The sequence below is a fragment of the Roseateles sp. DB2 genome (assembly GCF_051857535.1).
In the GTDB taxonomy this organism is placed as follows: domain Bacteria; phylum Pseudomonadota; class Gammaproteobacteria; order Burkholderiales; family Burkholderiaceae_C; genus Roseateles_B.
This window is the reverse complement of sequence record NZ_JBPZGY010000032.1, coordinates 1-9,238: the sequence shown is the minus strand read 5'-3', so window position 1 is coordinate 9,238 and position 9,238 is coordinate 1. Positions and strand designations below refer to the sequence as shown.

The following is a 9,238-nucleotide window of genomic DNA, read 5'->3' as shown; positions in this document are numbered from 1 at the left end:
AGAGCATCAACTCCGTTGCGAAGTCGTAGCCCTATAGCCCGCATCGCCAGCGTTGGCGCGGGTTTGCGGGCGACGGCATGACTGAGCATCGGCGCATTTTGGCCGAGACGCCCCGATGTGCGGTTTTAGGCCTGCGCCGACGTGCTGGCAGGGGTCAGGTCAGCGCCTGGCGGCGCAGCCCATGTCTCAGCGCCTCGCGGCGCTTCAGCGGCTAAGAGAAGGAAGGGGAAGTCCCGTTCAGGCTCCGCTGGTCAGCTCGCCGCCTTCGTCTTCCTCGGCCTCGTCCGCCAAGGCCTGCAGAAGGGCCTCAGCAGCGCTTTCTGGGTCAGGGTGAGGGGCTGGCACGTCGGGACCGGCTTGCGAGGCCCTGGCGCGCCGTTTGGCGCCCGGGTGCGTGCTCGCATGCACGAGCTGCAGCTGCCGGATGGCGACCTGGGTGTAGATCTGCGTCGTGCTCATCTCCGCGTGGCCCAGCATCGCCTGGATGAAGCGCACGTCCGCCCCGCCTTCGAGCATGAGCGTGGCCATCGTGTGCCGGATCAGGTGCGGCCCGCCCCGCTTGCCCAGCTCCGCCCGCTCGATGTAGCGCCCCACCACCGTGGACAGCCACATCGGATGCAGCGGGTTGCCCTCGTTGCCCAGGAACAGCCGCGGCTCGTGCAGGTTCCAGGCCAGCGCCGGCCGCCCGCGCGCCAGGTACTGCTGCACCCAGTGCAAGGCCCGCTCGCCCAAGGGCAGCAGCCGGTCCTTGCGCCCCTTGCCCTCGCGGATGAGCACCACGCAGCGCTCGGCGTCCACGTCCCCGAGTTCCAGCCGCGTGGCCTCCATGCGCCGCATGCCCGTGGCGTACAGCACCTCCATGAGCGCGCGGTCCCTCAGGCCCAGCGGTGTGCTCGTGTCCGGCAAGGCCAGCACCGTCTCCATCTCCGCGGCCGTGAGCACGCTCCGGGGCAGGCGCCGGATGCTGCGCGGCAGGTCCAGGTCCGCCGCCGGATTCGCCGGGATCGCCCCCGAGCGGGTCAGCCACTTGAACCAGCCCCGCAGCGGCACCAGCTTGCAGCGCTGGCTGGCGATGGACAGCGGCCCGCCGTCGCTCTTTCGGTAGTGGTACAGCCAGCGCTGGTAGCGCTCCAGCACCGCGCGGCTCACATGCTGCGGATGCGTGACGCTGCGCTCGTCGCACCAGGCGATGAAGTCGCGGAGGTAACGCTCCGTGCTGTAGAGACCCAGCTCCGTGCTGCCCATCACGGCGCGGTATTCGACGTAGCGGCGCATGGCCGCATAGAGCCCCGTGGCGTCGCGCGGGTCGCCCACAGCCTGCGCGAAGCGCTGGCGCGGGCTGGGCTTGTCTCGGTAGGGATGGCTGCCGGTGCGCACATCAGACCCCGTTCATCAGGCCGGTGTCGGTAGGACCGGGGCTGTGCGTTCGCGGGGGAACAGCGTTTGCACGTCTTCATGCCCATTCGCACCCTCGCCATCGGCCTGCAGGCCGCATGGATCCTGGGCTGTCGCCTCATTCACGCCACCCCGACCAGGGGCCGGCTGAGGGCCGACCCCACCCCGACCAGAGGCCGACCGAGCGGGCTCGGACCCCGACCGGGCGCCGTCGTAGTGATGGGATGGCTGTCCGTCCAGCTGTCCATCCAGGTCTCGCAGCCCGCACAGATGCGCGCGCAGGGCCTCGCCGTCGTCCCCGTCGTAGAGCAGCTCATAGGCGTGCGTGAGCCCCCGGCGATGCACGGCCAGCAGCTCCATCTCCACCAGGCGACCTAAGTGCACCTTGAGCTGCGTGTCGCCCCAGCGCAGCGCCTCGCGCAGCTCCCGCCGCGTGAAGCGCAGATCCGCCTGCGCCAGGCCACGGGCCGCGCACTGCTCGCGCACCCACACCCGCACCAGGCTCAGCAGCTTGCGCGTCTGCGGCGGCAGCTCGTCCAGCGTGCGCCCCAGCACCTCGTGCGCCACTCGGTTGGCCAGGGCAATGTCCTCGCGCGTGGCCTCGATGTAGACCAGCTCCTGCCCTCGGTGCATCACGGTCCTGGCGGGCCGCTGGTGCTGGTGCAAGAGCGCAATGGCGTTGATCAGGCTCAGGTACTTGGCGTGGTCCCGCCGCGCCCGGGTCTGGTGGTCCCCGAAGCTTAGAGAAGCGGCGAAGGGGTTCACCACCGCCACCGGCCGCAGCAGGCGCTGCGCGTTGCGGTGCAAGTGGATGAGCCCCTCGCGATCGCTCGCCGCCAGCAAGCCCTCCAGGGTCTGGCGATGTCGCTGGCGCTCATGGATCGCCCGGGTCTGCTCGCGGCTTTCGTTGACGGTGAGGACCAGGCAGCGGTTGAGCAGCTCCTCGTCCACGTCGATGGCCGTCGTGGTCAGCATCAGCATCACCGGGCCTTGCACCCGGTATTGCTTGGTGACGAGGTTGCCAGTGTTTTCATCCTTGCCGGTGCTGGCGATGGTCAATTGCCCATCGGACTGCAGCAGCTTCAGCGCATACGCCGCCTGGCGCACGCCTTCTTCCTCAGCAATGGCCAGGATCTTGTGCTGCAGGTCCGTCTCGCCCAGATAGAACAGGCTCTGCCCCGTCATCGCCGAGTACTGGATGCGCTCCTCGGGCGGCATCATGGTGAGCACGGCCTCCATCAGGCTGCTCTTGCCCGCGGCCGAGCTGCTCTGGATCAGCACCGCCAGCGGCGCCTCCAGCTTGCGGCTGGTGGCCGCGAGATACCCGGCCAGCAGGTTCGTGGCCTCGCCCACCACCCCGCAGGCCTGCAGATCCGCCACGATGCGCGCCGCCAGGTCCGGCGCGCGCAGCAGCGCCAGCGCCTCGCGCTCTTCCTCGGCACCGAGCACCGGCGCCGCCGTCTTGGGAGCCTGGGCCTCGCGCAGCAGCTCGTCCTGCAACAGCTCCAGCTTGAGCAGCAGCTGGCCCAGCGCGCGCTTGAGCCCCTCCTCGGGCAGGCCCAGCTCGGTGCTGGCCTGGCGCAGGTACACCGCACGCGCCTTGGCCTGGTACAGGTCCAGCGTGTCCACGTGGTAGCCGCCTTCGCCTCCGCCTCTCCCCTGGTCTTCCCCCTCGCCACCCTCGCGGCGCACCAGCAGGTTCACCCGCATCTGCTCGGGACTGGCGTTCTTGCGCCAGCCGCGCACGCGCCACTGGCAGCCGCCCAGGCACAGCTGCAGCTCGTCGCCGCTCGCGTCCAGCGGCGGCTCATCAGCGGCGCAGGGAGCAACAGGGGCAGCGGCTAAAGAAGGAAGCTCAGGAGCCGGGGCCACCGGAGGTGCCACCCGAGGTGCCGCCCGAGGTGCCACCCGAGGTGCCACCCGAGATGCCACCCGAGATGCCACCCGAGATGCCGCCTCTCGGGCCCCCTCCGGCGCAACGGTCTCAGGGGCCAGGTCTTGCCTGGGCGGGGCGGCGTCAGCGCCGCGCCCCAGCCAGCGCGCCTGGCGCAGCACCATGCCCAGGGCGTGCGCGGCCGGCTGCTTCTTGCCGTGCTCCAGCGCGTAGCGGTTGGCGTCCATGTCGCGCGGGAACTGCACCTGCAGCGCCTCGATGCCCGCCGCCATCAAGCGCTCAGCCAAGGCCTGCGCGCCGCGCTCGCCCGCCGCGTCCCGGTCGAAGGCAATGAACACGCGCTCGATGCCAGCGGCCTTGACGGTGGCCAGCATGTCCTCGCTGAAGCCCTCCACCCCGTAGGCGCTGCTCACGTTCGTGAAGCCGTGGACCCAGAAGGTCAAGGCGTCGATGAGGGCCTCGCACACGATGAGTTCCCGAGCGCCCGGGCCATCGTCAGTACGTTTGCCCGCCTCGATCACGCCCGCCAGGTTGAACACGCCCGCATGCGGTCCCGGCAGGTACAGGTGCTTGGGCGTGCCCGGCCGCAGGTCATCGCGCAGCTTGCGGCCGTAGACCTCGACCGCATGCCCCTCAGCATCGAGTACCGGGATGACCAGCGAGCCGTTGAAGTGCTCGTGCCCGCTCTCGCGCAGGATGCCGATGCGCTGCAGTTTCATTCGCACGTCGGCGCCGGCCGCGCGGTTCTTGAGCGGCAGCCGCAGGCCCAAGGTCCGGTTGGCGTAGCCGAGCTTGAAGCGCTCGACGACCTCGGGGTGATCCAAGCCCCGCGCCTGCAGGTAGGCCAGTGCCTCGGGGCTGTCCTTGAGGGTCTGGTGGTAGTAGTCGAGGCACTGGTCCAGCAGCGCCTGCCCGTCGGCATCCAGCGCCACCGGTGCCGGCAGCGTGCGCACCGTCGGTCGCGCAGCAGGCCCAGCGGCTAAGGAAGGGTCGGCCTTGAGCAGCTCGACCGCATGCCGGAAGCTCAGCCCCTTGAGCTTCATCACCCAGTCAATCGGCCCACCGCCAATCCCACAGCCGAAGCAGTGCCACAGGTTCTTGGGCGCCGTCACGACCAGGCTGGCCGTCTCGTCCGCATGGAAGGGGCAGCGCCCCAGCAGATCCTTGCCCGCCTTCTTCAGCTCGATGCCCGCGTCCTCCACCAGACGCTGCACGCTCACCTCGGCCTTCAGGCGCTCCAACTCGGTTTCAGGGATGCGCGCCATGCCGTGTTTTGCTCCAAATGCTGTCAATACGCATATGCGATTTATTGTTGCACGCACATATGGTATCTTTCAAGCGGCACTTCAGAACCGGGGCTTACAGTGAACCCATTGCTCTCCTTGCACCTGTGGACGATGGACTTCGGCACCCGACTGGCGACCTTGCGCAAGCAACGCACCATGACCCAGCAAGCCCTGGCTGACGCCGTGGGCTGCCATGTCACGATGATCCGGCGCTACGAGGCCAACGAGACCCAGCCCACGCTGGAGGTCATCCGCAACATGGCCCGTGCGCTGTCCGTCAGCGCAGATTCGCTGGTGTTTGAGCAAGACGAGCGCGGCCCCAGTCAAGAGCTGCTCATGCAGTTCGAGGCCGTCAGCCAGTTGCTGCCGGGCGACCAGGCCGTCATCAAGGACGTTCTCGAAGGCCTCATCCTCAAGTACCAGGCCAAGCGCTGGGAGGCCGCTCGCCAGGCCGCCGCCGCCGAAGCAGCCGCCAAGGCCTCTACCGCCTCGGCTCCGAAGCGCCGCCAACAGGCCCGCCGCGCCGCTCAGCCTCCCGGCTGACCCGGCACGCACCTCATCGCCGTCGCGGCCATTGCCGCCGCACCCTCTCGCAACCCCAGCCCTTAGCGGCTAAGAGGGGTTGGGCCGCTGCATCTTCAATTTAAAAGCAAGACCAGCACCTGCGGCCTGTGCTCGACCAGCTTCAGCACGATCCACACCAGCACCAGCATGCGCAGCTCGCGCTTTTTCAGGCTCCACATCACCGCTCCTTTGTTCACGTTGCACGTCATCCAACGCTAAGTCGCGGTTGCGGCCTTTCATAACGGAGAGACCCCCCAGTTTTGCCCCCTCTCTCCCCTCCTGACCCAGCTTCAGTCCAGCCAAGCCACCCCCACCAGCCACAGCGTCACCAACACCGCCACCGCCGGCACCAGCGCCCACGGCAGCGGCTTCACCGGGCCGCGCATCTGCGCCGCCAGCGCATCCAGGCTGCGGTGCAGGCCCTGCAAGGCCTGCTCTGTGCTTTGGGGGTTCTGCATGGGGAATCCTTTCACAAGGCCCGCCCGTTTTACGGCTTGCCCTGCCGCCTCGTCAATTCGGCCGCCGCGTACTGGTCCGCGTCATAGCCAATCGTCGCCGGCGTGCGCACCTCACCCCGCGCCAGCTTCTCCACCATGAAGCGCGTCGCCAGCGTCTGGCGCAGCAGTTCAGTGCTGATACCGCCGCGCTCCACAGCCGCCTCCAGCCGCGCCACAGACCGGTCAATCGTGTCCGCCTGGATGCCCTTGGCCAGCAGCTCCAGCACGAAGTCGCTCATGGTCATGCGCCGCTCGCCGGCCTCCCGCTCCACCCACGCCCGCACGTCCGGCGGCACGCTCAGGCTCAGCACCTGCTTTCTTCTCATATGACACACCTTTACCAATGGGCATCGAGCATTTCGACGCTTTGAGGCGCATAGTGTCATATCCTGAAGGCCACAGCGTATGACAGTGTTTTGCGAGTGCTGACAATCACTTGCCCAGCAACCGCCAGGTTGCGTCATGTGTGATCAGTTCGGGCCGGGGGTCGCGGGGGATCACCGCGATGCCGAACCTGGGGGTTCTGGGGGGCGGTTTCATGGGGAACGGGCGGGGTTTGCGGGGGATGGGCTTTTGCGGCAAGCTACGCAACCAACACGCAACAACTACGCAACACCCCATCAACGGATGCGCAACGGCATGCAACACCCTTCCACAAAGGCCCAGGCGGACGTGCTGGCCTATGCCGCCAAGGTGACCCGGCCGACCTCCCGGTTGGGGCTGTGGGAGCAGCAGATCTTTGAGCTGCTGGCCCTGGGCGTGTCCTTTCGGCAGGTGCAGGCCTTCCTTGCGCAGCGCGGCACTGTCGTGGACGTGAGCGCGATCCATCGCTTTGTGCACGCCAAGAAGCGGGCTGGTTTACTGGCCCAGGTGCAGACACGTCAGGCGCAGGGGCAACTGCAAGTGCAGCCAAGACCCGCGCCGGCGGCCTTGGCGCCAAGCCCGAAGGTCAAGGCCTCGGCGGCACCCAAGATGACCCGGCAGAAGCCGGCCGCAGCGGCAGCGCCAGCCCGCGCGCCCGCCGCACCGCCGGCACCGGGATCACTGCCGAAGTTCACCTGGGACCCGGACCGCTACGACATCGAGGATCTGAAGTGAGCCCGACTCCGCCTCCACGCTCCCTGGCCGAGCGCCGCATGCGCCTGGAGCAGGCCCTGGCCAGCACGCGCATCGAAGGCCATCAGCCCAGCGCGGAGTTCCTGGCGGACATGGAGGCCATGGTCGACGGCCAACTCGGCGCCGAGGAGGTGCGGCGGCGGATCATCGAGCGGGCGCAGGAGGCGGATCGGTGGGCAATGCCTGAGCGCGGAGAATCAGCATGAGCAACAACAACCTTATCGAGACCAGCAAGTTTCTCAGCTACGTACTGCGGCATGAACCCCAGGCCATTGGCCTCGAACTCGATCATGAAGGCTGGGGGAGCCTGGATGTGCTGATCGCTGGAGCAGTCGCGCAAGGTCGACCGCTCACCCCGGCGCTGGTCGAACAGGTCGTGGCCAGCAGCGACAAGAAGCGCTTTGAGCTGTCTGTCGATGGGCAACGCATCCGTGCCGTGCAAGGGCACTCAACCCTCAGCGTGGCGCGGGAGTTCGTTGCCCAGACTCCGCCAGCCGTGCTGTTTCATGGCACCGCTACCAGATTCCTGGACGCCATCCGACAGGAAGGACTCAAGCCCGGGCAGCGCCACCACGTGCATCTGTCCGCTGACGAGCAGACTGCACGAGCCGTGGGGCAACGCTATGGCGCGCCAGTGGTACTGCGGGTCGATGCTGCCGGCATGCACGCCAGCGGCACAGCTTTCTACCAAGCTGAGAACGGCGTGTGGCTGACAAGCGCGGTACCAGCGCAGTTCATTTCGGACGGCGATCCTATCTAGGGTGCCCCATCGAACTGATCGGCCTCAGCCTCAGCCGCGTGGCGCCATGCCGCAAATGAATCGAACTCAGCGCGGCGCTCCCAACCTGGCGCACTGAAGTCATGGACCACGCAAACGCGGCCAGGATTCCCTTGCTCCCAACAAGCGATGTCGTCGTTATCGAGACGACGTGCAAACGGCACCAAGCTTCGCTCCGGGAAGCGCTTCTTTAAGCCGTCATACCTCACCCTCAGCCAGTTGCCAGCCAAAATCTGCCAAGGGCCAAGATCCAGCATTCCCGAATGGAATAGCTCCAGGAAGTCCGCCGGGTACGCAAACCAATCCGGCAAAGCATTTGCATCTAACAATTCTTCGATCATCAATGTGCCGATCCAATAAAGGGAGCGCCGTACGGATACTGGTTTCGATACAGGGCGCTCTGATTGCTGATCCGGTTCATTACAGCGTCGCCGAACGTCACAGGAACTTCGCCCTTACGCCCAATAAATCGAGAGACGAAGTCCAGATCGTCGGGCAGAAGATCTGTGTGCTCTAGCAATCGAACTTGAACATTCACACCCGCGCGCTGCGCGGCAAGAATTCGGGTATTGTCGAGTGACGTGAGGCCCCCATCAGGCATGCGAACTACGTCTATCAGGCGATCTGGCTCGACCACAAACCCATTCCTCTTCATGCTCTCGACCAGATTAGGAAGCGTAGCGCCTTGCTGCTTGACCGTCGTCTGAGTGGTACGAATCAGCATTGGATCGAGTTCGACCAAACCGAGAGCATTGTCAATGGTGCTACCGGTTCGCCCCAGCGGCACCCCTGCCGTACCAATCGCAAACAGCGTGGATCCCATCACCCGGCCATCACCATTGACGGCCCTATTAAAGCTGCTTCTAAAGCCGTCTACGCCACTTGCCAGCGCATTCGCAGAAGTGCCCCACGGGTCATCCCACAGGCGTCCTGCGTAAGACGCAGTGTTGTTGGCAAGGCGGCCCAGCGCAGATGGAATCCCAGCAACAAGGTCAGGCAGGTTCGAGATTGCCTCAGGTGTGGCAAGCCAAGCATCAAAGGCGCCTGTCAGCACATTACCTGCACGGCTGCGCCCCACCACAGAGCTAAACCAGTCTGTTGCTCTTTCGCGCCCGGACAACTTCATGGCCGTGAACGTCGGGTAGTCGCCGGAGAGTGCAAACGAACTGGTGCTCCCTGAGAAGATCCCAAGTGCCTGTGCCCGCTCAACAGTCGGCCCAATCCTCATACCATCTGCATCGAGCAGCGAAGCCGCCTTGATCGCCGCCAATCGTGCGTTGTCATTAGCCATGGCCGCTCGGCCCAGGACGGAGCTATCGCCATACGCGCTCACACGGCTTGGCAAAAAGTAGTTCCGACCTGCCTCAATAGCACTGCTTGTCAGGCCGTTGGCGCGCATGAAGTTGCCGATGGCCTGCGGGCTACTCGTGCCCAGCATGCGCGAGATGCTGTCACCACTGCGCGCCACCAGGCTGGTCCCCTCGACGCTGGCGTAGCGGCTCGGGTCCATGCCACGCTCCATGGCATTCAACAGGCTGCGGTTGTCCTGGACCTCCAGGTTCGGCAGTTGCAGGCTTTCCAGGTCTTGGGTATTCACCTGCGGCAGCCGGCCGATGTCCTCATGAACGAATCGCCCAACCGGCGTGCTGGTGTCCTGCAGCGTCTTGATGCCTGGGCTCGCCAAGCTTTCGCCCAACGCACTCCCCAG

General features: G+C 66.3%; 9 protein-coding genes and 1 pseudogene. 4 read left to right on the top strand and 6 right to left on the bottom strand.

Annotation, left to right across the window (positions count from 1 at the left end; genetic code table 11):
* Window positions 1-237 precede the first annotated feature (237 nt).
* Both xerC and ACS5PK_RS22460 read right to left on the bottom strand, forming a co-directional pair.
* Window positions 238-1,377 (bottom strand): site-specific tyrosine recombinase XerC, encoded by a 1,140-nt coding sequence (gene xerC, locus ACS5PK_RS22465; protein ID WP_439442493.1) that lies wholly within the window; start codon window positions 1,375-1,377, stop codon window positions 238-240.
* Between the two features lie 15 nt (window positions 1,378-1,392).
* Window positions 1,393-4,554 carry a CHC2 zinc finger domain-containing protein gene (locus ACS5PK_RS22460; protein WP_439442492.1) on the bottom strand — a complete coding sequence of 1,054 codons (3,162 nt, stop codon included), beginning with the start codon at window positions 4,552-4,554 and terminating at the stop codon, window positions 1,393-1,395.
* A gap of 99 nt (window positions 4,555-4,653) precedes the next feature.
* On the opposite strand from ACS5PK_RS22460, the gene ACS5PK_RS22455 reads away from it, so the two are divergent.
* Window positions 4,654-5,118, top strand: coding sequence for a helix-turn-helix domain-containing protein (locus ACS5PK_RS22455; protein WP_439442491.1), 465 nt, complete (start codon window positions 4,654-4,656; stop codon window positions 5,116-5,118).
* Between the two features lie 311 nt (window positions 5,119-5,429).
* Here the strand turns inward: ACS5PK_RS22455 and ACS5PK_RS22450 are convergent, their stop codons facing one another.
* Together ACS5PK_RS22450 and ACS5PK_RS22445 are read right to left on the bottom strand one after the other, a co-directional pair.
* A complete protein-coding gene (locus ACS5PK_RS22450) occupies window positions 5,430-5,597 on the bottom strand; it encodes a hypothetical protein (RefSeq protein ID WP_439442490.1) in 168 nt (55 codons plus the stop codon).
* A gap of 29 nt (window positions 5,598-5,626) precedes the next feature.
* Complete coding sequence (locus ACS5PK_RS22445; RefSeq protein ID WP_439442489.1) at window positions 5,627-5,962, bottom strand: hypothetical protein; 336 nt, start codon at window positions 5,960-5,962, stop codon at window positions 5,627-5,629.
* 313 nt (window positions 5,963-6,275) lie between these two features.
* Between ACS5PK_RS22445 and ACS5PK_RS22440 the strand changes: the two genes are divergently transcribed.
* The 3 genes from ACS5PK_RS22440 to ACS5PK_RS22430 are packed head-to-tail and all read left to right on the top strand — an operon-like array spanning window position 6,276 to window position 7,512.
* Entirely contained in the window at window positions 6,276-6,734 is a 459-nt protein-coding gene (locus ACS5PK_RS22440; protein WP_439442488.1) for a hypothetical protein, read from the top strand.
* Window positions 6,731-6,958: an antitoxin VbhA family protein gene (locus tag ACS5PK_RS22435; protein WP_439442487.1), complete on the top strand. Its 228-nt coding sequence runs from the start codon at window positions 6,731-6,733 to the stop codon at window positions 6,956-6,958. Before ACS5PK_RS22440 ends, ACS5PK_RS22435 begins: the two co-directional genes overlap by 4 nt.
* Window positions 6,955-7,512 carry an RNA 2'-phosphotransferase gene (locus ACS5PK_RS22430; RefSeq protein ID WP_439442486.1) on the top strand — a complete coding sequence of 186 codons (558 nt, stop codon included), beginning with the start codon at window positions 6,955-6,957 and terminating at the stop codon, window positions 7,510-7,512. Before ACS5PK_RS22435 ends, ACS5PK_RS22430 begins: the two co-directional genes overlap by 4 nt.
* On the opposite strand, the gene ACS5PK_RS22425 is transcribed toward ACS5PK_RS22430, so the two are convergent.
* Both ACS5PK_RS22425 and ACS5PK_RS22420 read right to left on the bottom strand, forming a co-directional pair.
* A complete protein-coding gene (locus ACS5PK_RS22425) occupies window positions 7,509-7,871 on the bottom strand; it encodes a hypothetical protein (protein ID WP_439442485.1) in 363 nt (120 codons plus the stop codon). The genes ACS5PK_RS22430 and ACS5PK_RS22425 overlap by 4 nt on opposite strands.
* Window positions 7,871-9,238, bottom strand: a pseudogene (locus ACS5PK_RS22420) (hypothetical protein); the annotation flags it as partial. The pseudogene ACS5PK_RS22420 and the gene ACS5PK_RS22425, both read right to left, overlap by 1 nt.

Bases quoted from the DNA above. Each gene is read 5' to 3' on its own strand.
- ACS5PK_RS22430 (WP_439442486.1), top strand. From the start codon at position 6,955: ATGAGCAACAACAACCTTATCGAGACCAGCAAGTTTCTCAGCTACGTA.
- ACS5PK_RS22425 (WP_439442485.1), bottom strand. From the start codon at position 7,871: ATGATCGAAGAATTGTTAGATGCAAATGCTTTGCCGGATTGGTTTGCG.
- ACS5PK_RS22460 (WP_439442492.1), bottom strand. From the start codon at position 4,554: ATGGCGCGCATCCCTGAAACCGAGTTGGAGCGCCTGAAGGCCGAGGTG.
- ACS5PK_RS22450 (WP_439442490.1), bottom strand. From the start codon at position 5,597: ATGCAGAACCCCCAAAGCACAGAGCAGGCCTTGCAGGGCCTGCACCGC.
- ACS5PK_RS22445 (WP_439442489.1), bottom strand. From the start codon at position 5,962: ATGAGAAGAAAGCAGGTGCTGAGCCTGAGCGTGCCGCCGGACGTGCGG.
- ACS5PK_RS22440 (WP_439442488.1), top strand. From the start codon at position 6,276: ATGCAACACCCTTCCACAAAGGCCCAGGCGGACGTGCTGGCCTATGCC.